This window comes from Aphanothece hegewaldii CCALA 016, from assembly GCF_003007785.1.
GTDB classification, from domain to species: Bacteria; Cyanobacteriota; Cyanobacteriia; order Cyanobacteriales; family Microcystaceae; genus Chroococcus; species Chroococcus hegewaldii.
Genome location: NZ_PXOH01000003.1, coordinates 79,378 through 100,706, shown reverse-complemented (window position 1 = coordinate 100,706; position 21,329 = coordinate 79,378). Strand labels below are relative to the sequence as shown.

The window sequence follows — 21,329 nt, the reverse complement described above, 5'->3', positions numbered from 1 at the left end:
AATACAATAGACAGCATCTTGTCGTCGGAAACATCAAAATACTCGAATTAGATCCCAAGGATATATTATTTGTGTGCTATTGCATCAGTTGGCGTGAGGAGTGTATTAAATGAATTTGCGTGATAATGCTTTAACCATTCTCCAGCAAACCAGTCGAACCTTTCATATACCTATTAGTCGTTTGCCATCGCAACTACAAGAAGCTGTTGCCTCAGCTTATTTGTGTATGCGAGCGATCGACGAAATCGAAGACCATCCCACTTTAGATAATTTTACTAAAGCAAAACTGTTGAGAACAATTAGCTTGAATCTACAAGCTGCCGTTGAAAGTTCTACAATTGATGACTTTTCTCTCAATTTATCTCCTCACCATAAAAACCTACTCCCTGAAGTAACGCAAAGAATCGGAGAATGGGCATTACTCGCCCCTCCAAGCATTGCCCCTCGGGTGTGGGATGCGACAGCCGCGATGGCCGATCGTATGGCTTATTGGGCGGAAACCAACTGGGAAATTATGACCGAATCTGATTTAGATAAGTATACCTTCAGTGTTGCGGGTGCTGTTGGCCTACTTTTATCTGATTTATGGGCTTGGCATGATGGAACCAGAACAAATCGTTTACACGCGATCGGTTTTGGTAGAGGATTACAAGCCGTTAATATTCTACGAAATTATCGTGATGACCGGGTACGCGGCGTTAATTTCTTCCCCCAAGGGTGGCAATCTAAAGATATGCTCCTCTATGCCCGTCGTAACCTCATTTTAGCCGACTATTACACCGAGTCTCTCCCCAAGGGGGCTGCCTTAGACTTTTGTCGAATTCCCCTTGCTTTAGCTCATGGTACTCTAGATGTCTTAGCCCTCGGTAAAGAAAAACTTAGTCGTAGCGATGTCATGGCTTTAGTTCAAAAAATTACTGCTTAAATAGACTGATTTCATCAAAAAAATATTTTCTTTGATAGAGGGCGCGATCGCTCTCTTTCTTTTTTCCCATCCTACCGCTCTACGAATTTTTACTTATTTATCACCATATTTATAATAATTTGTCAATGTTTATTTTAAACTTTTTTATATTATGGAAAAAATCAAGGCTTGACTTACCAAAATTTTTGATACTATAGTATTCACTAAATGTTTTACAATCAATGTTTTATTATTACGGCCGAAAAAAGCAAATAGCAAAGTATTATCCTTTACCTAATTTTGGGGTTATTGTTGAACCCTTTGCTGGTTCCGCAGCATACTCATTGTATGGCAACAATTGGCAAAAGCGTGTTACTTTGATTGAAAAGGATGAACAGGTTGCAAATGTATGGCGCTGGTTAATTGATGAGGCAACACCCGCTAAAATTAAAAGCCTACCTGATTTAAAAATTGGCGACAAAAGTTCCGAATTTCTACATATCATCCATGCAGCAACAAAAATGGCTTTTCACTACAAAACGATAAAAGTCACTCCTGTTTTGGCTAGAAACTGGGAAATTAGTAAACGTTGCATGGCAGAAAATTTATTTAAAATTAAACATTGGGAAATGATCTGTGGAGATTATTCAGAAGCGGACGATCTAGAAGCAACATGGTTTATCGATCCACCTTACAAGGAAGAATCAGGCAAGGGCTATCGCTACAGTAGCAATTTAATCGACTATGAAAAACTCGCAACGTGGGCAAAAAACCGGAAGGGTGAAATTATATTTTGTGAAGGAAATTGTGGAGATTACTTACCGTTTCAACCCTTATTAAATTTAAAAGGAGTAGCCGGTAAAATTAGTAAAGAAATGATTTATTACCAGTCTAATCAGGTAAATAAACAACTTTAAATTTTTACTTAATATTTATTTTTAAAGCTTTTTGATAGGCATTTATATACTCTTCATTGTTTAGTAAGGCAATCCAACCTTTACCCATTTTGATTCTACCGCTTACTTTCATACCAGTCACTTTAGTATTTCTACCTTCAGTCCCACTGATTTCGCCCCAGTCTTCTACAACAAGATCGTTAGAATAAAATGCAGCCGTAATCATAGGATAATTAAATTCATGAGTACCTTTTACAAAATCCCAAACTAATCCAAGTAATTCTCTGACTTCCCGGTGATGCGCTTGCCAAGTAATTCCAGTTAATGATTTAATTCGGGTTTGACCTGCTCTTAAATTAGCTCCTTGTTTGATGTTTCCCACAGTACATTTGACTTCTAAACCCACAGGATAATTTCTTAGTAATTCTTCTGATAAATTTTTACCGTCTTTTGGAATAAGATCAGGATGACCTTTTTCAATAGGATTTACAATAGCTCCAGTTACATTTGCAATAGATTCACAGCAAATTGCTCCAATTATTGAGCTTGTGGTTTTATAGTCAATACTCTTATAGAGAGTTGACGGAAGAGTTTCTAAAATATTATTTGTTTGATTTAGCGCCGTTTCAATATGCTGACTATTCACACTAAAACCACAATAAATATTAAATTGCTGATTCATCATATAAGTCATTTATCTCGTACTCTACTTCAGTGATTAAGTTACTAGCTGTAGTATTTAAAGCTTTCGAGATCTTAAATAGAACTGACAAGGTTGGTGATTTCAACCCTCGCTCAATCTGACTAACATAAGTACGATGAATCCCTGCTCTATAAGCAAGTTCTTCTTGAGAGAGTTTTGCTTTAGTTCTAGACTGAAGTAAAACTCTGCCTATAACTTTATTAATTTCTTTCATGCATAAAAATATCTCAAAAATGAGACTATGAGTCTACAGACTATAGTATTCAAAAATATCCGCAAAACAGAAAAATTGCTTTTAACCAAATATTAAATGTTCAAACAAAATCTTACTACCAATAATAATTAGAATGAGTCCGCCCAAAATTTCGATTTTTTGATTAAACAAACCACCGAATCGATGACCTAAAAAAACAGCAACAAAAGATAGTATAAAGGTAATAAACCCAATCAGAGTACAAGCTAAAAGAATCGAACTTTTGAGCATTGATAAGCCTAAACCCGCCGCTAAAGCATCAATACTCGTCGCAATGGCTAAAACAAAAAGTGTGGAATTATCTAATGGGTTAAATTTTTTATCTTCTTCCTCTTCTTGCAATGATTCATAGATCATTTTGCTACCAATCAAACCTAATAAAACAAAAGCGATCCAGTGATCAAAACTGGTCATAAATTCCCGAAAAGTTAGACCAACTGCCCACCCAATTAAAGGCATAATGGCTTGGAATACCCCAAAGAATAGCGCAATTTTGAGAGCTTTATTAACTTTAATATGGCGAATCATGAAGCCACTGGTCATCGATACAGCCATTGCATCAGCAGACAAAGCTAAAGCTAAAAATGTGGTTGTTAAAAATTCGGCAGAAGTTAGCATCTAAATTATTATTATTAATCATTATTGCTATATCTTACCTAATTTTCTTCTTAATTATTTTCATTTTTACATCATTTTTATATCATTAAATATTCATAATTAATCCTAAAATTTAATTTTTGGGGTTTGGGACTTCCTACCCTGCAAATATATTTTATTGTTTTAAGAACCGCTATAAAAAGGAAATAACGATCGTTAATTTCTCCGTTGATAATGATTACCAAATGGTAAAAATATATTTTTTACTTGACAATTGCCCCAAAATCCGCTATTACTCTAGCCTGATTTCGCAACAAACCCAAAAGATTAAGACGATTTTGCCGAATTTGTGGATCATCCGCCATCACTAAAACACTTTGCTCACCATCAAAAAATCGACTTACGACGGGCGCAATATTTTTCAAACCATTAACCAATTGTTGATAGTCTCTCTCTGCTTGCGCTGCTTGTGTTTGTGGCAATAATTCAATTAAACCCTCATAAAACGCTTTTTCGGAAGGTTGTTCAAACAAATCAGGATTAATCAGCGATGTTGGCTCAAGAGTTAGCGTATCTAAGGTTCCTTTAGCCGCTAAACGAGTAGATCTGTTAATTGTTTCGTAAATCTCGTCCAATTGATGATTATTGCGGATTTCCTGTAAGAATAAAGCGCGATCTCGGACATCCAATAAATCTCGTAAAGCGCGTTCGGTATACTCAGGATCATTATCACCCAAAACAGCCTTAACTAAATCGTAATCAATTTTAAGATCATCTTGCAATAAAGTCTGAATCCGTTGCACAAAAAACGGCTGTAATAACGACAAAGGAGAGGTTTTATTTGGATGCGCCACCACAAAATCTTCGGAACTTTGCTCTAAAATTTGGACTAAATCAATCGATAATTGAGCATTCCAAGTAATATTAATAACACCATTCGCCGCCCGACGTAAAGCAAAGGGATCAGATGATCCAGTTGGGATCATCAATAGTCCAAAAATACTAACCAGTGTATCAAGACGATCGGCTAACCCAACGACTTGCCCTGTCAAGGTTTGGGGCATTTCATCATCAGCCCCACGAGGAAGATAATGATCAAAAATACCTTGGGCGACATTTTCGGTTTCACCACTAACGAGGGCGTATTTTCTGCCCATAATACCTTGTAATTCGGGGAATTCGTACACCATTTGTGTAACGAGATCCGCTTTACACAACATTGCGGTACTTTCAATTTCACTTCTTAAACTCGGATCAAGTTCTAATTGATCGCAGATTAGTTGAGAAATTTCCATGATACGATCGACTTTATCGCGCATGGTTCCTAATTCTTCTTGAAAGGTAACATTTTCCAGTTGTGGTAAATAACTTTCTAAATGTTCGTCACAGTCTGCTTTGTAGAAAAATTGGGCATCTGCTAAACGGGCGCGAATCACTCTTTCATTCCCAGATGCAATGATATCCGTTTTGTTGGGATCGCCGTTAGCAATAGTAATAAAATTGGGCAGTAAACCTTCTGATGTTTTGACTGGAAAGTAACGCTGATGTGTCACCATGACAGTAATAATCACTTCTGGTGGTAATTCCAAAAATTCTGCATCAAACTTTCCAGCAACCGCGATCGGATATTCTACTAAATTGATAACTTCTTCGAGTAAACTAGGAGAAATTTCAGCCACACCGCCGAGTTGTTTCGCTGTCTCTTCGATTTGTTGGATAATGGTGTTATGACGAGCTTCTCGATCGGCTTCAACAAATACTGTACGCAAACGCTCTAAATAAGTCGATGCTGTAGGAATTTTGATCGGATTTGGCGATAGAATACGATGACCGTAGGATATGCGATCGCTATTTAATTGTGTTGAGCCGTTGATCAATTCAATGGGAAGAACTGTATCATCGAGTAATGTAACTAACCAACGAATAGGGCGTGGAAAACGTAGATCACCATCACCCCATCGCATAAACCGTCTTCCTTCTAACCCAGTGATCCATTGTGGGATTAATTCTTGTAAAATTTCAGCCGTTTTTTTCCCTGGAATTTTTTTTCTGACAAAGATAAACTCTCCTTTGTCTGTCTCTCTAACTTCTAGTTCATATATACTAACTCCTTGTTTGCGGGCAAATCCTTCGGCTGCGGGGGTTGCGTGGCCATTTTTAAACCCAGCGCTTTTAGGTGGGCCTTTAATTTCTTCTTCTCGATCGTTTTGTTGGGTGGGCAAATCTTTAATTAAAACCGCCAAACGACGCGGCGTACCGTAAAATTCAATAGCAGTGTAGCTTAATAATTCTGTGTCTAGACTTTTAGTAATTCGTTCTTTCCATTGCTTAATTGCGTCATCGACAAAATCTGCGGGTAATTCTTCTGTACCAACTTCTAATAAAAATGTAGACATAATAATCTAAACTAAAACGGTAGCTCAATTCACTTCTAGGCTTTTATCCCAACACTCTAAACTAACACAGAACGGTAGCTCGTTTATTTCTTTGATGCGGAGCGAGGACGTAAAACAATTTCATCTTTCTTAATTGTCACATCATAATTGCCAAAAAAGTCTTGTCCGAGAAGACCTAAACCATCCATATGATCGGAAATTCCAATAACCAGATTTTTTTGTGCTAAATTTCCTGATTCTAGCGATGTGATACGCCCTAAATAAGCCGTTACGATCCCTCCTGCGGTTCTAGCTGCGATTTCTCTTTCTTTTTTTACCCCCATCGCCTCAGCCATATCGGCTGTAATTACTGTAGAACTTGCACCTGTATCGAATAGCATTTCGTAGCGATGCTTACCATTAAAAGTTACATCAACGGTTGGAGTACCGCCAATACGACGTTTAATGGGTAAAGAAAAAAAGTTAGGATTACGAGGCTTTGTTTGCGTGTTGTTTTGTCCATCACCACACAGACGACTCAAATCAATATTACGCCCATCATTCCCCTGCATAAAACATTCTGACTGCGCCAAAATTTGTGTCGTGGGATAAGAAAACGAGACAACGGCTAAAAAAACAATGCCAAACAGCTTATTCATAGTTTTGGAGCAAGCAAAAAAAAAGCACTTTATAAGAGCAGGTTTATGGCTATGGGTCATTTAAGCGAGATCTTAATTTAGACTAGCCCGATCTTATTATTCCCTTTCTCTTTAACAAAATTAACATCAACAAAATTAATTAATTGCTTAACCCGGTGGCCAAGTCATTTGGCGATCGCCTAAAATATGAATATGGAGATGATACACCGTTTGACCACCATCTGCACCGTTATTAATGACCACTCTATAACCATTTTTTAAGCCCATCTGAGCCGCTATTTGAGGAACCATCAGTAATAAATGTCCTAAAAGGGCTTGATCTTCTGGAGTCGCTGCATCAAGTTGAGAAATTGGCTTTTTAGGAATAACTAAAACATGGGTTGGTGCTTGCGGGTTGACATCTGTAAAAGCCAGAGTTAAATCATCTTCATAGACAATATTAGCGGGAATTTCGCGGCGAATGATTTTGCCAAAAATCGTATCACTCATAGTAGATGACGGGTGCAATTTTTTCTCGTTTTGATCCTATCATCATCCGACGCGCTCCATTACATCCAAAAATCCGTAAAATTTCGGAGGAAAAAAATTATCTAAAAATCTAAAAAAGAGATTATTTAATTTGTAAAAAAATGTTAGCTAGAGTTTGGAGTGCTTCCATTTTAGGGATTGATGCGGTTAAAGTGGGAGTAGAAGTCGATGTGGCGGGCGGACTTCCTTCAATAACCTTAGTCGGTTTACCAGATACAGCCGTACAAGAATCACGAGAACGAGTCAAAGCAGCCTTAAAAAATTCGGGTTTTGCCTTTCCCGTCCGCAAAATCGTGATCAACTTGACACCAGCCGACCAACGAAAAGAGGGTCCAGTCTTTGATTTACCCATTTCTATTGGCATTCTAGCCGCTTCAGAACAAGTAGAAGCTCATCTTTTGGGTGATTTTTTATTTTTAGGCGAACTCTCCTTAGACGGCAGTTTAAGACCCGTTGCTGGAGTTTTACCGATCGCTGCTGCGGCCAAAAAAATGGGCATTCAAGGCTTAGTCGTTCCCCTCGGCAATGCACAAGAAGCGGCAATTGTCAAGGAAATTTCTGTCTATGGATTTAAACATTTAGCAGAAGTGGTGGAGTTTTTGGGAGACCCTTCTCGATACGCCCCAATCGAGTTTAAAGTCAATACAGAACAAACGCGATCGCAATTATCCCAACCCGATTTACAAGATATCAAAGGTCAAAATCATGCCCGTCGCGCCCTAGAAATCGCAGCAGCAGGGGGTCATAACGTTATATTCGTCGGACCACCAGGAAGCGGTAAAACCATGTTAGCTCGTCGTTTACCCGGAATCCTCCCCGCCCTTGAATTTACCGAAGCCTTAGAAGTATCTCAAATCTATTCTGTAGCAGGACTCTTAAAAGATCGAGGCTCACTCATTCAAGAACGACCCTTTCGCAGTCCCCATCATTCCGCATCTGGGGCGGCTTTGGTCGGTGGTGGAGGGTTTCCGCGTCCTGGTGAAATCTCTTTAGCCCATCGTGGCGTATTGTTTCTCGACGAACTCACTGAGTTTAAACGCAATGTTTTAGAATATCTTCGACAGCCTTTAGAAGATGGACACGTCACTATTTCGCGGACTCGTCAATCTGTGGCTTTTCCCGCCCAATTTACCTTAGTGGCTAGTACAAATCCTTGCCCTTGTGGATATTTTGGGGACTCTATCCAAAATTGTACTTGTTCCCCCCATCAAAGGGAAATATACTGGGCAAAACTTTCAGGCCCTTTGATGGATCGGATCGATTTACAGGTTTGTGTACATCGTCTCAAACCCGAAGAAATGACCCAACAAACCACAGGAGAACCATCACAAGCCGTTAGAGAACGAGTTCAACAAGCTAGAGAACGAACCTACCAGCGTTTTCAAAATGACGATCGCATCCGTTGTAATGCTCAAATGCAAACCTTACATTTGCGTAAGTATTGTCAACTCGATGAAATGAGTCTGAAGTTATTAGAAGGAGCCATTCGTAAGCTAGGATTATCCGCTAGAGCAATGGATCGCATTTTAAAAGTAGCTCGCACGATCGCCGATTTAGCCGCCGAAGCTCAAATTAAAAGTGCTCATGTGGCTGAAGCGATTCAATATCGAACCATCGATCGAATGCAGTAAGCCTCACCACACTTAAACGCAAGCTATACCTCAACTTTAGCCTCTTCTTCCTGGGCTGAAGTAGATTGATCTAAAGGTGTTAATTGAGGTTGTAAGTCTTCATCAGATGGGGTGTTTGCTGGAGTTGCCAAATCATCAACATTATTGATCACAGCCCCTAAAATCGACACTTCGGCCTCGGCTAGTTGATCGAGAGCTTCATTGAGTAAGCTAGAACGAGTCAGCCCAGGTTGAGTGACAATAATTAAACCATCCGTAAGCGGTTCGAGCAACAGTGCATCATTACAGCGAGAAAGAGACGGCGTATCGATCACCACCATATCAAAACGTCCCCGCGCATCTTTTAGTAAAAGTTGAAGTTCACTAGATTCTAGAATAGCGGCGGCTTGTCTTTGTGGTCCTGGGCTGGGTAAGATTGAGAGGTTTTCAATCGAAGGAGCTAACCGGATTGATTTGCTGCGAGCGCCGTAATAGAGTAGGGGTTCTTTTTGGGCTTCTGGATCGGGGAGAACCTGAATATTAGTCGCTTGGGATGGAGAACGTAGATCCGCTTCGATGAGGAGTGTTCGTCTACCGGCTAAAGAAGCAGCGATCGCCAAGTTATAAGCCGTTAAAGTTTTCCCTTCTTCATTAGTAATACTCGTAATAATCACTACTTTAGAACTATCTGTGCCTAAACGCCGTATTTTACTCCGGAATCGTTCATAAAAAGCTAAATAATCGGGTTCACCATCGGCTAGAATTGGGCTACGTTCTCGACCAATTTTCGGGAGTTCTCCTAAAAGCAAGATTTGACGAGAAACGAGAGCCTCTCGTAATTCTTGTGTAGTATGAAGTCGATCATCAATAGCCGCTAGTAAGAAAATTAACCCCGTTCCGGAGATAATACCTAACCCGGCACCTGCTAGAAGAATCAAAACACGATTTCGACGATTCGGCGGATAAATGACTTCATTAGCGATCGGTTGTTGAGCGATCGTTAAACTACCAACAGTTTCTGCTTCTGCGGCTTGAGCATCGACTAAAGCCGTGAGAATATTTTGATAAATAACCCGTTGAAATTCGACTGCTTGTACTAACCGAGCTTGTTGTAACTGTTTATCTGGGAAGCGTTCATATTGTAAACGGAGTTGTCGCTCTTGATTAACCAGAGAGTCTAATTGTTTAAGTAATCCTTCTTTTTGAGTTTGTAGAGCGATTAATTGGCCTGCGAGTTCCTGACGAGTCGGATCGAGGTTACTTTCTTGGCGAATTTTACTCGGTAAAGTCGTAAAAATGCCATCTTTTCCGATTACTTCTTCAGCGCGTTGAGATAATAAGGTTTCATTAACCTGCTTATCCTTCATCAGTTTAACTAATGCTGGATGTTCAGGGCGGAGATCTTTTTGTAATCGTTCTAATTGCAGTTCAGTTTCTAAAATTCTTGCTCTAAGATTAGCAATAATCGGATCGGCACTTAAAGCCGATGAGGTATAAGCTTGTTTTGGTGAAAGTCCGAGTTGTCGAGTCAGACTATTAATCTGACCTTCAAATTCTTGAAGAGTGAGGCGAATTTCTCTTTGTCGCTGTTGACTACTGGTAATAGCACTAAAAAGACTACCATCTTGAACAGCCAGTAATTCTGAGCCTTCTTTACTAATGTATCGATAAAATTTTTCTTCTGCTCCTGTGAGATCTTTTTGTACGGTTCCTAATCGTTCATTTAGTGCTTTAATTCGGGTTTGTAATTGAGACGCATTGAGTAAACGGCTATAATCTACCATTTCCTTCATCAATGTTTCTAGAATTAATTGCGCTCCTTCGGGTGTGCTATCGGTAAATTCTAGAGTAATCACTTGAGGTTGATTATCTTGTTGAGCTTGTTGCGGTTGCTCGGCATCTGTTGATTCAGGATCAGTCGGGAAAGAGATAATTAATTTTTTATCTCTAATTTCGAGAATTCGTTCTTGAGATAACCGTAATTTTTCGGCCGCATTGAGGAGAACTTTCGGCGCTAAAAGGATATCTCGGCCAATAGTTCGGCCTTGTTCTTGAATTTGAGTTCCTGTACTGGTAAAAGCGGGGGGCGGGGTTTGAAAAGCTAATTGTCCGATCGCTTTATAAACTCTAGGTGGTTTTTCTGGATCGGGCTGGATCGCCAAGACTACCGCGCCTCCAAGCGATAAGAGAAAAGCCAATAGACCCAGCAACTTATACTGATTAAGTGAGATCAGAAATCGTTTAATGATTGGTGGCGCCATAGGTACAAAGCCTTATTTCAAGATGCCCTTATTTTAACGGTTACTTTAAAAAAGGAATATTCTACTCTGTTATCTAGTGTAAACAATGAATGTGTTAGAAAGAGAGAAAAGATTCGTGTGATCAATTTCCTCTGGTAAAATTGCCAGTCGCAAAATCGTTAATCGTATTTGTAAAAGATCGAACATCTCGAATGGGTTGCGTGATAATATTAAATGCCGCAAACACCTTACCTAAAAGTGTCCGACTTACAATAATTACGTCTTGATCTTCTAAGGGTAAATTTTGGGAGACATCGCCTCTTAGAGCCGCTTCTGGATTAACGCTTTGTGTGATTACACCTCGTTTTTCTTGATCGAAACGGAGTAAGGATACATCGGTTACATTAATTCGTAAGCGATCGGTTGTTGGCAAGGAAGCAATCACATCAAGAAAAGTACTACCACTGGGAAGAGTAACATTTCTTAATGCTGTTCCTGAAGGCAACAAAGGCACTAAAACACGAACAGTCATCGTCGGCTGATTTAGGCTCGTTCTTGAAATTAAATAGCGATCGTAGTCGTTGTCTTGTCCCACCTCTAGGCGAGAAATAATGATCGTATCACCGCCTTGTACGCGAAAATCTGGAACACTTTTTCCTTTAATCAAAGGATTATATAAATCTACTTTTTCCTCTAATACAGTACCATCAACCAAAGGACGACGGACAATGACTGATCTGAGATCGGCTCTGGGTGTACTTCCTCCTGCACCAGTAATCACTACAGTTAAGTCACTATTGGGCGCGACAGTATAAAATCCTGGTTTAGCCACTTCCCCTAAAATGGTTAGCTGAACGGGACGAGAAGAAGTTAAAACAGCAACAACATCGGGTTCAGTGCGTAAAAATCGTCTTCCGAGTTCATAGCGAACTTTTGTTTCGACTTCATCGAGGGTTAAACCTTTGACGGCGACTCTACCGAGTATGGGAATTTGAATATTACCTTCAGGATCAATAGGACTAGAGGCACTAAACTCAGGAAATTCGGGAACTGAAACACTCACTACATCCCCAATATCCAAACGGTATAACTGAAACTGTTTGGAGTCATCTTGATATACAGGGGGTGTAATCGTTCTTGGTGGAATATCGGGAGGTTGAAAGGTTGGCGGCGCATCTGGCGTTATTGGGGGTTCAGGAGCAAGTCGAGGAAGTCCATGTTGACTCAGCACGGGTGGCGTGCCAATACTCATTTCTAGTAGCCCCCATAAAACAATGCTGCTACAGCCGTAGATAAATTGGTTCAAGGATCGGAGCGGTTGTTTTTTAGCCATCACGATTGACCTGCTCTTGATAAGAGTAATGGTTCAAGTCTCGGATCTTCTTTCTATCTTGTCAATAGTTACGAGTTATGATTGTAAGCGATTAAAAACTTGTTTTTCTAAAGAAGTTTGAACTTCATTAACGATCGCTTTAATCTCAGATAATTTTGTTTTAGGGACAGTATTTGGCTCTACTGGAATTTTCAGGCTAACAGCAATCCAAGGTAAACGTTGTCGCTTCAATTGTGCGCCTTGATCTTGCCAAAACCAATCATGAGATGAATAACTTCCTCCGCTTGGCCAAGCGTACCATTGAACAATTATAAATGTGGTTTTAGCCCATGCTTTAAAATAACGCGCTACAACTGAATAAGAGGATGATTGCTCTTGAATGGGTACGGTAATGTTTTTTTGAGAATCTATTTTCCAATTTTCAAGATATTTTAAATCGAGCCATTCTGTTTCTGGCAAATTTGTATAATAATCCTGTGGCATGAGAAACAATACTAAAGATTGTTCTTGTTTTTGTAAGAGTTGAGCCGACCATTCTTGATTTCCTAAGCTAAACTGTTCTTGTTTAACTTCTTGATAGCTTGGGAGGGTTAATCCCGTTTTACTCAAATTTTTTATATATTTAATATTTTGAATTTGAGGAGGCTGCGCCCAACTCCATTTATTACTCAAGTAGTTAGGGATAGCCCCCATGATAATTAGTAACAGTAAGAATCCTAAAAGAATCCATTGAGAAAATGAAAAATACTTTAATGTCTGATTCTGATTTTTTGATGGCTGCCATCCTAGTTTAATTTTATTCATATTGTTTGTCTTCCACCTTCATTTGTTCTGGTTTGTTGGTTGTTTCATATTTTTGTAATAAGCGGAAGAGTCCGACAATGGTTAGCAGCATTAATACTGAATATAAATCACCGCCCCATCCTTCATGAACCAAATCAAATAAGTCTTTGCGTTCAATTCCATGTAACCCCGCTAAGATTGCATTACGAAAAACATTGGCAGTGATGCTAATAATAACGGCACTTATTAACATAAAAAAAACTTTTTTTCTATTCTTTAAGCTATTTGTCCAATGTAATAATAAAAGCGTCACATAAATACTTGTAAAAAGCATTTTTAGACCCGCACAATATGGTGCAACTTCGACAAATTGTCCTTGTACCGCTAAATGAATTCCTTGTACGGCAACTTCAAATCCTAGTTGTTGGAGAATAAATCCTGCTACATTCGCAATAAATTTTTGTAAGGGCAGTGTGTAAGGTGTGATTAAATAAGGAATCTCGTTAGGGGTGGCTAAAAAAACTAATAAAAGGGGGAACCACTGCAATTTTAGCCCAGGTTTTCCTTTAAGCCACAGACACACCCCAATAAGCATGATCACAAAAGATAAATTCACCCATTGAAATAGTCCAGTGAAATAAAGAATACCGCCTAAAACGAGTAAACTTAAACCCAAAGGATGAGAAACATTGGGTAAACGCTGCCATTGTTTGCGTTGTTGCCAAGTAATATAAGCCGCATAGGGTAAACCAATTAAACCATGACTGAAATATTCATGCTCAATACTAATGCTCTTATTAAGCCAACCATCAAACCAGTAAACAATCAGTGGGCCATAAAGTATAGCTAATAAACCGAGAACCAAAAAAATAAAAAGATTACGATCGCGTTCTGTTGCCGAAGTTATAGGAGTTTGCATAAGCTACAATCAAACGATTTAAAAAATTCATTCACCAACGATTATAGATAATTGTTCAACAACATATTTTACTTGTTCCGCGCTTAATCCAGGATACATCGGCAATGAGAGGATTTGTTCGCATAACATTTCAGATGAAGGAAAATCACCTTGTTGATATCCTAAATGAGAGTAAGCGGGTTGTAAATGACAAGGAATTGGATAATGAATCCCCGTTTGTATTCCTCTTTGACTTAGTGCTTCTTGTATTTCTTTTCGTTGTAAGGGACAAGTCTGATCAATACGAATGACATAAAGATGATAAACGTGTCCTAAATCGCTTTTATTTTCAATAAGTTGAATTCCAAATGATTGTAGAGGCTTAAGAAGCTGATCATACAACTGAGCGATTTGATTTCTTAATTGATTCCATTGAGGAAGATGAGGTAATTTAACTTGAAGAATTGCTGCTTGTAAGGTATCTAACCGACTATTTGTCCCAATTTCGGTATGAAAATATTTACTCGGTGCGCCATAATTTCGTAAAGTTTTGGCTTTTTCGGCTACAGTTGGATCTGATGTAATTAACATTCCGCCATTGCCAAACGCCCCTAAATTTTTACTCGGATAAAAGCTAAAGGCGGCCGCAATCCCGATAGATCCCGCCGTATATCCTTGGTTTTTGGCTAAATGAGCTTGTGCGGCATCTTCAAAAATTTGTAAATTATGATTGAGGGCGAAATCGAGGAGTTGTCTAGGACATACCATTTGTCCATAAAGATGAACCGGAATGATCGCTTTTGTGCGGGGTGTAATCGCTTTAACTGCTAATTCTAAATCAATGAGTGCCGTTTCTGTTTTAGAATCGACTAAAACGGGTTGCGCCCCCGCTTGGAGTACCCCCATCAATGTCGCAACAAAGGTGTTAGCTGGTACTAAAACTTCATCCCCTGCGCCAATTCCTAACGCTTGTAGCCCCATTGCGATCGCGGCTGTTCCTGAAGCTACTCCTACACCATATTGCACCCCACAAGCACGAGCAAAGCTGTTTTCAAATTCTGCTAAAGCTTGTCCCAGAACAAAATCGCCCCGTTTGATGACTGTTTGAATCGCTTGCTCTATATCTGTCAGAATGGGTTGATGCTGCCAAGTCAGATCAACAAAAGGAACTTTTACTAAATTAGCAGTCATTTAATGTGTTTCGCTCGTGATGATTTGAAACAAGAGGATATCATAAATTGAACAAAAATTATGATAACTTTATTAAAAATTGTCCTTAAATTTTTGGATCAAAGACATCCCGCAATCCTTCACCTACATAATTAATACTTAAAACGGTAATAAAAATGGCTAAACCAGGGAATAAAGCCATGTGAGGGGCAGTTGTTAAATAATCTTTGGCTTTATAAAGCATTTGTCCCCAAGTTGGAACATCTGGGGGAAATCCTAACCCTAAAAAACTCAGTGTAGATTCGGTGATAATTCCATTTCCGACCGCAATAGTCGCCGCTACAATAATAATTCCCATGACATTCGGGAGCAAATGCACCCAAATTAAACGACGCGAGTTGGCACCGAGGGCGGTTGCTGCTTCGATAAATTCCATTTCTCGTAATTTTAGGATGTTTGCCCGTACTAAGCGAGCGACTGACATCCAATTTAAGCCACCAATTAAAAAAACGACTAGGATAAAAATTCCTTTTTCAGGTCCTGCGATCGCTTTCATTGAATCTCGAAACAGATAAACGATGAGTAGTAATAAAGGAAGTTGCGGCAATGATAAAAATAAATCGGTTAAGCGCATTAACAAACTATCCACCAGACCCCCATAGAAGCCCGCTAGAGACCCGATTAGGGTTCCTAAACTGATGGCGACCACCATCGCCGCTAAACCGACGGTTAAGGAAATACGACCACCATATAAGACTCTTACCAGTTGATCTTGTCCTAGATCGTTTGTACCGAATGGATGTTGCCAGTTTGGGGGTAAAGTCGATTGACTAAAATTAATTTGAGCGATCGGCGTTTGATTTACGAGCGGGCCAACTAAAACTCCCAAAATGATGATGAGTAATAAAATTAAGCCAAGGGTTGCCATTTTATTTTTGTAAAACTGTCGCGCCTGTTGACCCCAAAACCATGATTTTAACTGCATTCTTTTCGGGAGACTCGTTCAATAAATCACTGTTCTTGATACATCCAAAAAATTCGACGTTGATTGGGATCGACTCGGTAACTTTGTTCCTGCATCAGTTTTTTAGTTTGTTCAGGATCGAAATTTCGGTTTAACTGATTTCGTAATTGATCGACTCTGATTTCGCTTTCTGCTACAGCGCGACGAACTTCGGCTAATTTAGCTTGTTGGATTTCTTGATAAGGCCAAAGTTTGATGAGAGCAGTCACCGAAGCGATGGAGAGAATAACATTCATGCCGATTTTGAGACTAGCTTCGATCGCAATTCCTTGATGAACTCGTTTTGTCTCAGAGCGTTTGGCAGCTTGGCGAGGTTTTTGACGAATCGGTTGTCTCTTCTGTTGAGGTTTCATCTTTAGACACAATAGCATTTTCGAGCATCTTGATCGGATCAAACATTAGAGCATTTTACTGCTCTTGACGCTCATCTGGGATAGACAAGTGTGTTTTTTCCTCAATACTAATCACCCCCAATCAAAGGGATGATTAGTGATTTGAGGCTTAAGACAAGAAAACCTACTTATAAAGTTCCGTCGCTAAACGGAAAGCTAAGATACCAGGAATCAAAGCAATCACTAGGGCAACGAAAACTTGGGTTTCTGAGATAGACATCGTATATAACTCCTTAAAAAGCCATTCAATCAATAATTTGCTTGATCGTTGGCCTTTTGTAAAATACCTTGTTACAAGACTTTATATCTTGGTGGGCTCTCTTGGGGTTGTCCCTAGATAATTGTAAAGAAAAAATAATACACTGTAAGAGTAGCTATCGATTGGCTAATCAATATCCTGATCCGATCTCGTCTTTGATAATAATTCTTAATGTTAGACCAAATTTTAGATTCATCTCTTAGCCTTAGCCTGAAAACGCCTCTCATTCTCCTTGTTTTGGTTGCTCTTGAAGCTGTTTTATCTGCTGATAATGCTGTTGCTTTGGCTGCGATCGCTCAAGGCTTAGAAGGGACTAAATTACAAAGGGATGCCCTGAATATTGGCTTGGTTGTCGCCTATGTTTTACGCATTATTCTCATTTTAACAGCTACTTGGGTGATCAAATATTGGCAATTTGAGTTAATCGGCGCAATTTATTTATTATGGCTCGTTTTTAACTATTTTACTTCTAAAAATGATGAAGATCAAAAAGATGATACATCAGGCCATCATCATCTAAAGTTTACGTCTTTATGGCAAGCTATTCCAATGATTGCTTTTACAGATTTAGCGTTTTCTTTAGATAGTGTAACGACTTCAATCGCTGTCGCTGACGACCTTTTGCTGATTATCATCGGTGGAACGATTGGCGTAATTACTCTACGATTTTTAGCAGGTTGGTTTATTCGTTGGTTAGATGAATATGTTTATTTAGAAGATGCGGGATTTATTACAGTTGGCTTGGTGGGATTCCGATTATTTTTAAAAGTTTTTGATGATAATTTAGCCCCTCCAGAATGGTTAATGATTACAGTAATTGCTCTTTTATTTGCTTGGGGTTTTTCTAAGCGTAGACCTTTTGAGCCATCTACTCAAGAATCTTTTAGTGTTGAAGAAACAAATAAAGAAAAATCAATGATTGATTAATAAGTTAATAAAAAAAATTAATGGAGGCTTAATTAAAATGCCTCTTTTTTTGATTAAGATTTATATAGCATTTCTCAAATTAAATTCTATAGGGTCCCAAGACCAAACCCCTACATATCATCTGTACCTCATTTATTTGAAAACCGCTATATCTAATTTTAGGGTGATGGATTGCCACAGCCAAAAGGATAACTTGATTTATAAGTTGTTTCACGCTTACCAAACCAATCATAACGATGATCCCGAACTTGTTCATAAGTCGCATCACCAAGCTTTTTCATTCCAGGTATATTTTGATAAGCGGTAATAAAGACTTGTCCGAAGGGCAGTAATCGTACAATTTCTTCGGCTGCATTGCTACCTTGCCATCGTTGTTCGGGATCTTCCCCATTGATTAAAATCATTCCCATCTGACAATCTTGTCCAGTAATGTCAAATTTTCTTAAAATATCTTCATCTTGCATGGGAACATAATGAAAAAGTTTTCCTTGGTCAAATTTTTCTAGGAGTTGGGTAAATGTTGCACAAAGGTTACATTGACCATCGTAGATGACGTAATACAACATAGGTAACAAAATTTTCTCAAAAAGCTAGGTATTTATCGCAAAACAAGTACGGCTGTAGGTTGCCGCATACCATCAATTATAGATAGGCCTCAAGCTATACTTCAACAAGCCTTTTAGCTAAAAGAACATTACACAATAACAGGCAAAAGTAAAAAACTGAAAAAATACATATTTAGATACATAAATGACTTTTTTCCTTGAAAAACGCGCTTTTTATCGATAACATGGTAAATAATCCACACTAGCGCGATTCTTTCTTATAAAGGTACGCCTTATTGTAAGCTTATGGATATTCAGCTAATTAATATCGGCTTTGGTAACATCGTCTCGGCTAATCGTATTATTGCGATCGTTAGCCCTGAATCAGCCCCGATTAAACGCATTATTAGTGATGCGAAGGAACAAGGACGACTCGTTGATGCAACCTATGGTCGGCGAACACGTGCAGTCATTATTACTGACTCTAGTCACGTTGTTCTTTCAGCTATTCAACCTGAAACAGTTGCCCATCGCTTTGTTGTCAGCAAAGACCCACAAGGGAATAATAATTAAGTTTCAACCTTAATTTAATCTAAATTATTCATGATGTCAGGTCAACTGATTGTCATCACTGGACCGAGTGGTGTTGGCAAAGGAACTCTAGTTCATAAACTTCTTGAACGTTATCCTAATCTTCATCTTTCTGTTTCTGCGACCACTCGCTTACCGCGTGCAGGAGAAATAGACGGTAAAGACTACTATTTTGTGTCTAAAGAAGTATTTGGACAAATGATTCAAGAAGAAAAATTATTAGAATGGGCTGAATTTGCGGGGAATTGTTACGGAACTCCCCGTATTGCGGTCGAGGAAAAACTACAACAAAATATATCGGTTTTACTAGAAATCGAAATTGAAGGGGCAAAGCAAATTAAACAAACTTTCCCTAAAGCCTTTCGGATCTTTATCTTACCTCCTTCTTTTGATGAATTAGATCATCGTTTGCGTCAGCGAGGAACCGAGACAGAAACGGCTATTTTGCGTCGTCTAGAACGTGCTAAAGAAGAAATAGCACTAAAAGAAGAGTTCGATCGACAAATCATCAATGATGACCTAGAAACCGCCCTTACAGCCTTAATTAAAGAGATTGAGTCAATTATTTAACTGACTCCTGAATGTCAACTCACAGAAGACTAGCTTACAATCGAAGAAGAACAGTGATTATCAGCAGGCACTCAATGATTCCTACCGTAATTGAAACCTCTGGGCGGGGCGAACGCGCTTTCGATATTTATTCTCGCCTTCTCCGTGAACGTATCGTTTTTCTAGGACAACAAGTGACTGACGAACTCGCTAACCTTGTTGTTGCTCAATTGCTATTTCTTGAAGCAGAAGACCCCGAAAAAGATATTTATCTTTATATCAACTCTCCTGGGGGTTCTGTCTCAGCCGGTTTGGGAATTTTTGACACGATGAACCAAATTCGACCCGATGTTTGTACTATTTGTATCGGACTAGCTGCGAGTATGGGCGCATTTCTTCTAAGTTCTGGTGCAAAAGGGAAACGGATGAGTTTACCAAACTCCCGTATTATGATTCACCAACCTCTCGGCGGTGCACAAGGACAAGCAACTGATATCGAAATTCAAGCTAAAGAAATTTTGTATCTCAAGCAGTTGTTAAACGAACATTTGGCGAATCATACTGGACAGCCATTAGACAAAATTGTTGAAGATACAGAACGAGATTTCTTTATGTCTGCTGAGGAAGCAAAAGACTACGGACTCATTGACCAAGTGATTAACCGTCGTCCTTCTGCGTCTCATCCACCCGATGAACAGTAATCAGTAATCAGTAATCAGTAATCAGTTAAAAATTCCAGTCTGTTTACTGATAACTGATGACTCAGAACTGTTAAGGAGTTGGTAAACTTTCTAGATATTGCAAAAATTCGATGAGTTGTTGATCATCTAATAACTGGCGAGAACGTTTACCATAAGTACTAATCAGGTATTCTTTTCCTTGATCGTTTGTCCATCCTAAACGCTTCATTTCAACACTGGTTCGATCAATTACTTCAGTATAGTCCATCGGTTCATTATAGGGTTTTTTTGACGGTTCAGGTGATTGAGTCGTTATTTCTTCGGTCTCTAAAATAAGTGGTGTTGTTTCTTCTTCAAATACGGGTGTTTCTTCGTCTTCTGGTTCAAAAGTATCAGAAAAAGTTTCCTTTGTTTCTAATGTTAGGTCTTGTTCTTCAGGTTCGCTGATGGGTTCGTCTGGTTCTTCTATAGTTAAAACAATTGGTGGTTTAGCTTTTTCCTCTGGTTCTTCTATAGTTAAAACAATGGCTGGTTTAGCTTTTTCGTTGTCTGGTTCACGCTGTGTTTTCTTGACCGTTGTTTTTGAAGTAATGACGGTTTCAGTTTTTTTAGAATTTCGTTCTTTAGCGTTTGTTGCTGGAGTTTCTGAAATGTTTAAAGGTTCTAAGTTGAGTAAAGCGATCGCTCTAACTCTTGCTTGATCTTCTGCTACTTCTATCGTATCTGCTGCGGCTAATCCTGTTGCTACCGTCACTCCTTCAATGTGTACGCTAACCCTGACAATATATTTTCCGTGAGCGATTTCTAATAATTCACTAATTAGACTACCATTGGGATAGCGGTTCCGAAATTCATTTAACATAGATTCCTACAATTATCAGTTGTTTTTAGTTTTTTTGTACTACTAAAAATAGTGTATCGTTTAATTGAGCAAATTGTCACGTTTTTTGATACAATTGAAGATTAAGTAAAATGGTTAACAAAAGTTAAGCCTTTTTGAGCCAGCGATCTACTAACTCAGTGTTAATTCTAATGATTGCTTTCTTGCGCGATTCTACAATGGCATAACTTCAAAGCGACCAAATTTTGCGCTATTTTCTAGTTGCAGCTTCATCTTCAGCTAGTGATTAGAGTAAACTTCTTTTTTCTCTTAAACTGCAAAAACCCTATACAAGAGGAGAAAAGCAAGAGAAGGAAAAAGTTTAAGGTGAAAGACTAATGAAAGAATTTAATCATTCTGGCACGAGTGGTTTAATCACCAAAGGTAAAAAGAATGAAACAGATTCTAGGATTGTTCTAAAACCTTTTTTCTCACGTAAAGATTATTGTAACAATTATCTTCGTTATCGGTTAATTCAGGGGGCAACCTCACTTTTAATGATCAATAGACGCAATGCGAAAGCGTTGTTCTAA

At 38.9% G+C, this 21,329-nt stretch carries 23 protein-coding genes; 7 read left to right on the top strand and 16 right to left on the bottom strand.

Annotated elements, in window-relative coordinates:
* Nucleotides 1-109: 109 nt before the first annotated feature.
* Both C7H19_RS03800 and C7H19_RS03795 read left to right on the top strand, forming a co-directional pair.
* On the top strand, nt 110-925 hold the full coding sequence (locus tag C7H19_RS03800) for a squalene/phytoene synthase family protein (RefSeq protein WP_106455563.1): 816 nt from the start codon (nt 110-112) through the stop codon (nt 923-925).
* Between the two features lie 221 nt (nt 926-1,146).
* Nucleotides 1,147-1,821, top strand: a complete 675-nt coding sequence (locus C7H19_RS03795) for a DNA adenine methylase (RefSeq protein ID WP_106455562.1) — start codon at nt 1,147-1,149, stop codon at nt 1,819-1,821.
* Nucleotides 1,822-1,825: 4 nt separating this feature from the next.
* Here the strand turns inward: C7H19_RS03795 and C7H19_RS03790 are convergent, their stop codons facing one another.
* The 6 genes from C7H19_RS03790 to C7H19_RS03765 form a co-directional block, all read right to left on the bottom strand.
* Nucleotides 1,826-2,485, bottom strand: a complete 660-nt coding sequence (locus C7H19_RS03790) for a hypothetical protein (protein WP_219907574.1) — start codon at nt 2,483-2,485, stop codon at nt 1,826-1,828.
* Nucleotides 2,466-2,717, bottom strand: a complete 252-nt coding sequence (locus C7H19_RS03785) for a helix-turn-helix domain-containing protein (protein ID WP_106455560.1) — start codon at nt 2,715-2,717, stop codon at nt 2,466-2,468. Before C7H19_RS03785 ends, C7H19_RS03790 begins: the two co-directional genes overlap by 20 nt.
* Nucleotides 2,718-2,798: 81 nt before the next feature.
* Nucleotides 2,799-3,374, bottom strand: coding sequence for a manganese efflux pump MntP (locus C7H19_RS03780; RefSeq protein WP_106455559.1), 576 nt, complete (start codon nt 3,372-3,374; stop codon nt 2,799-2,801).
* Between the two features lie 242 nt (nt 3,375-3,616).
* Nucleotides 3,617-5,749: a glycine--tRNA ligase subunit beta gene (glyS, locus tag C7H19_RS03775; RefSeq protein WP_106455558.1), complete on the bottom strand. Its 2,133-nt coding sequence runs from the start codon at nt 5,747-5,749 to the stop codon at nt 3,617-3,619.
* Between the two features lie 83 nt (nt 5,750-5,832).
* Nucleotides 5,833-6,387, bottom strand: a complete 555-nt coding sequence (locus C7H19_RS03770) for a retropepsin-like aspartic protease family protein (RefSeq protein ID WP_106455557.1) — start codon at nt 6,385-6,387, stop codon at nt 5,833-5,835.
* Between the two features lie 147 nt (nt 6,388-6,534).
* Nucleotides 6,535-6,876: a histidine triad nucleotide-binding protein gene (locus tag C7H19_RS03765; RefSeq protein WP_106455556.1), complete on the bottom strand. Its 342-nt coding sequence runs from the start codon at nt 6,874-6,876 to the stop codon at nt 6,535-6,537.
* A gap of 140 nt (nt 6,877-7,016) precedes the next feature.
* Here C7H19_RS03765 and C7H19_RS03760 point away from each other — a divergent pair, with 140 nt between their 5' ends.
* Nucleotides 7,017-8,546 carry a YifB family Mg chelatase-like AAA ATPase gene (locus C7H19_RS03760; RefSeq protein ID WP_106455555.1) on the top strand — a complete coding sequence of 510 codons (1,530 nt, stop codon included), beginning with the start codon at nt 7,017-7,019 and terminating at the stop codon, nt 8,544-8,546.
* A gap of 23 nt (nt 8,547-8,569) precedes the next feature.
* On the opposite strand, the gene C7H19_RS03755 is transcribed toward C7H19_RS03760, so the two are convergent.
* The 8 genes from C7H19_RS03755 to psaM form a co-directional block, all read right to left on the bottom strand.
* On the bottom strand, nt 8,570-10,786 hold the full coding sequence (locus C7H19_RS03755; RefSeq protein ID WP_106455554.1) for a GumC family protein: 2,217 nt from the start codon (nt 10,784-10,786) through the stop codon (nt 8,570-8,572).
* Between the two features lie 121 nt (nt 10,787-10,907).
* Entirely contained in the window at nt 10,908-12,017 is a 1,110-nt protein-coding gene (locus C7H19_RS03750; RefSeq protein WP_425428857.1) for a polysaccharide biosynthesis/export family protein, read from the bottom strand.
* 156 nt (nt 12,018-12,173) lie between these two features.
* A complete protein-coding gene (locus C7H19_RS03745; protein WP_106455552.1) occupies nt 12,174-12,902 on the bottom strand; it encodes a cyanoexosortase B system-associated protein in 729 nt (242 codons plus the stop codon).
* The gene (gene crtB / locus C7H19_RS03740; RefSeq protein WP_106455551.1) at nt 12,895-13,800 is read right to left on the bottom strand and encodes a cyanoexosortase B; all 906 of its coding nucleotides are present in this window, start codon (nt 13,798-13,800) and stop codon (nt 12,895-12,897) included. The genes C7H19_RS03745 and crtB overlap by 8 nt, the downstream gene beginning before the upstream one ends.
* Before the next feature lie 27 nt (nt 13,801-13,827).
* Nucleotides 13,828-14,970, bottom strand: a complete 1,143-nt coding sequence (locus C7H19_RS03735; protein WP_106455550.1) for a DegT/DnrJ/EryC1/StrS family aminotransferase — start codon at nt 14,968-14,970, stop codon at nt 13,828-13,830.
* Nucleotides 14,971-15,055: 85 nt separating this feature from the next.
* Entirely contained in the window at nt 15,056-15,934 is an 879-nt protein-coding gene (locus C7H19_RS03730; RefSeq protein ID WP_106455549.1) for an ABC transporter permease, read from the bottom strand.
* Between the two features lie 26 nt (nt 15,935-15,960).
* On the bottom strand, nt 15,961-16,326 hold the full coding sequence (locus C7H19_RS03725; RefSeq protein WP_106455548.1) for a slr1601 family putative cell division protein: 366 nt from the start codon (nt 16,324-16,326) through the stop codon (nt 15,961-15,963).
* 163 nt (nt 16,327-16,489) lie between these two features.
* Nucleotides 16,490-16,585: a photosystem I reaction center subunit XII gene (psaM, locus tag C7H19_RS03720; RefSeq protein ID WP_015219798.1), complete on the bottom strand. Its 96-nt coding sequence runs from the start codon at nt 16,583-16,585 to the stop codon at nt 16,490-16,492.
* Between the two features lie 210 nt (nt 16,586-16,795).
* Here psaM and C7H19_RS03715 point away from each other — a divergent pair, with 210 nt between their 5' ends.
* Nucleotides 16,796-17,551: a TerC family protein gene (locus C7H19_RS03715; RefSeq protein WP_106455547.1), complete on the top strand. Its 756-nt coding sequence runs from the start codon at nt 16,796-16,798 to the stop codon at nt 17,549-17,551.
* A gap of 158 nt (nt 17,552-17,709) precedes the next feature.
* On the opposite strand, the gene C7H19_RS03710 is transcribed toward C7H19_RS03715, so the two are convergent.
* On the bottom strand, nt 17,710-18,117 hold the full coding sequence (locus C7H19_RS03710) for a thiol-disulfide oxidoreductase DCC family protein (protein WP_106455546.1): 408 nt from the start codon (nt 18,115-18,117) through the stop codon (nt 17,710-17,712).
* A 285-nt stretch (nt 18,118-18,402) separates the two neighbouring features.
* Here C7H19_RS03710 and remA point away from each other — a divergent pair, with 285 nt between their 5' ends.
* From remA to clpP, 3 genes are all read left to right on the top strand, one after another.
* The gene (gene remA, locus C7H19_RS03705; protein ID WP_106455545.1) at nt 18,403-18,669 is read left to right on the top strand and encodes an extracellular matrix/biofilm regulator RemA; all 267 of its coding nucleotides are present in this window, start codon (nt 18,403-18,405) and stop codon (nt 18,667-18,669) included.
* A gap of 30 nt (nt 18,670-18,699) precedes the next feature.
* Entirely contained in the window at nt 18,700-19,257 is a 558-nt protein-coding gene (gmk, locus tag C7H19_RS03700; RefSeq protein WP_106455544.1) for a guanylate kinase, read from the top strand.
* Nucleotides 19,258-19,331: 74 nt separating this feature from the next.
* The gene (clpP, locus tag C7H19_RS03695; RefSeq protein ID WP_106455543.1) at nt 19,332-19,937 is read left to right on the top strand and encodes an ATP-dependent Clp endopeptidase proteolytic subunit ClpP; all 606 of its coding nucleotides are present in this window, start codon (nt 19,332-19,334) and stop codon (nt 19,935-19,937) included.
* 70 nt (nt 19,938-20,007) lie between these two features.
* Here clpP and C7H19_RS03690 read toward each other — a convergent pair whose 3' ends face one another.
* Nucleotides 20,008-20,778, bottom strand: a complete 771-nt coding sequence (locus C7H19_RS03690) for a hypothetical protein (RefSeq protein WP_106455542.1) — start codon at nt 20,776-20,778, stop codon at nt 20,008-20,010.
* Nucleotides 20,779-21,329 lie beyond the last annotated feature (551 nt).

What these genes read in the sequence shown, in the direction of transcription:
- C7H19_RS03710 (WP_106455546.1), bottom strand. Translation starts at nt 18,117, where the DNA reads ATGTTGTATTACGTCATCTACGATGGTCAATGTAACCTTTGTGCAACA.
- clpP (WP_106455543.1), top strand. Translation starts at nt 19,332, where the DNA reads ATGATTCCTACCGTAATTGAAACCTCTGGGCGGGGCGAACGCGCTTTC.
- C7H19_RS03725 (WP_106455548.1), bottom strand. Translation starts at nt 16,326, where the DNA reads ATGAAACCTCAACAGAAGAGACAACCGATTCGTCAAAAACCTCGCCAA.
- C7H19_RS03800 (WP_106455563.1), top strand. Translation starts at nt 110, where the DNA reads ATGAATTTGCGTGATAATGCTTTAACCATTCTCCAGCAAACCAGTCGA.
- glyS (WP_106455558.1), bottom strand. Translation starts at nt 5,749, where the DNA reads ATGTCTACATTTTTATTAGAAGTTGGTACAGAAGAATTACCCGCAGAT.
- C7H19_RS03730 (WP_106455549.1), bottom strand. Translation starts at nt 15,934, where the DNA reads ATGCAGTTAAAATCATGGTTTTGGGGTCAACAGGCGCGACAGTTTTAC.
- C7H19_RS03750 (WP_425428857.1), bottom strand. Translation starts at nt 12,017, where the DNA reads ATGAGTATTGGCACGCCACCCGTGCTGAGTCAACATGGACTTCCTCGA.
- C7H19_RS03715 (WP_106455547.1), top strand. Translation starts at nt 16,796, where the DNA reads ATGTTAGACCAAATTTTAGATTCATCTCTTAGCCTTAGCCTGAAAACG.
- C7H19_RS03755 (WP_106455554.1), bottom strand. Translation starts at nt 10,786, where the DNA reads ATGGCGCCACCAATCATTAAACGATTTCTGATCTCACTTAATCAGTAT.
- C7H19_RS03790 (WP_219907574.1), bottom strand. Translation starts at nt 2,485, where the DNA reads ATGATGAATCAGCAATTTAATATTTATTGTGGTTTTAGTGTGAATAGT.
- C7H19_RS03780 (WP_106455559.1), bottom strand. Translation starts at nt 3,374, where the DNA reads ATGCTAACTTCTGCCGAATTTTTAACAACCACATTTTTAGCTTTAGCT.
- C7H19_RS03760 (WP_106455555.1), top strand. Translation starts at nt 7,017, where the DNA reads ATGTTAGCTAGAGTTTGGAGTGCTTCCATTTTAGGGATTGATGCGGTT.
- C7H19_RS03690 (WP_106455542.1), bottom strand. Translation starts at nt 20,778, where the DNA reads ATGTTAAATGAATTTCGGAACCGCTATCCCAATGGTAGTCTAATTAGT.
- C7H19_RS03770 (WP_106455557.1), bottom strand. Translation starts at nt 6,387, where the DNA reads ATGAATAAGCTGTTTGGCATTGTTTTTTTAGCCGTTGTCTCGTTTTCT.
- C7H19_RS03745 (WP_106455552.1), bottom strand. Translation starts at nt 12,902, where the DNA reads ATGAATAAAATTAAACTAGGATGGCAGCCATCAAAAAATCAGAATCAG.
- C7H19_RS03735 (WP_106455550.1), bottom strand. Translation starts at nt 14,970, where the DNA reads ATGACTGCTAATTTAGTAAAAGTTCCTTTTGTTGATCTGACTTGGCAG.
- C7H19_RS03795 (WP_106455562.1), top strand. Translation starts at nt 1,147, where the DNA reads ATGTTTTATTATTACGGCCGAAAAAAGCAAATAGCAAAGTATTATCCT.
- crtB (WP_106455551.1), bottom strand. Translation starts at nt 13,800, where the DNA reads ATGCAAACTCCTATAACTTCGGCAACAGAACGCGATCGTAATCTTTTT.
- gmk (WP_106455544.1), top strand. Translation starts at nt 18,700, where the DNA reads ATGATGTCAGGTCAACTGATTGTCATCACTGGACCGAGTGGTGTTGGC.
- C7H19_RS03765 (WP_106455556.1), bottom strand. Translation starts at nt 6,876, where the DNA reads ATGAGTGATACGATTTTTGGCAAAATCATTCGCCGCGAAATTCCCGCT.
- psaM (WP_015219798.1), bottom strand. Translation starts at nt 16,585, where the DNA reads ATGTCTATCTCAGAAACCCAAGTTTTCGTTGCCCTAGTGATTGCTTTG.
- remA (WP_106455545.1), top strand. Translation starts at nt 18,403, where the DNA reads ATGGATATTCAGCTAATTAATATCGGCTTTGGTAACATCGTCTCGGCT.
- C7H19_RS03785 (WP_106455560.1), bottom strand. Translation starts at nt 2,717, where the DNA reads ATGAAAGAAATTAATAAAGTTATAGGCAGAGTTTTACTTCAGTCTAGA.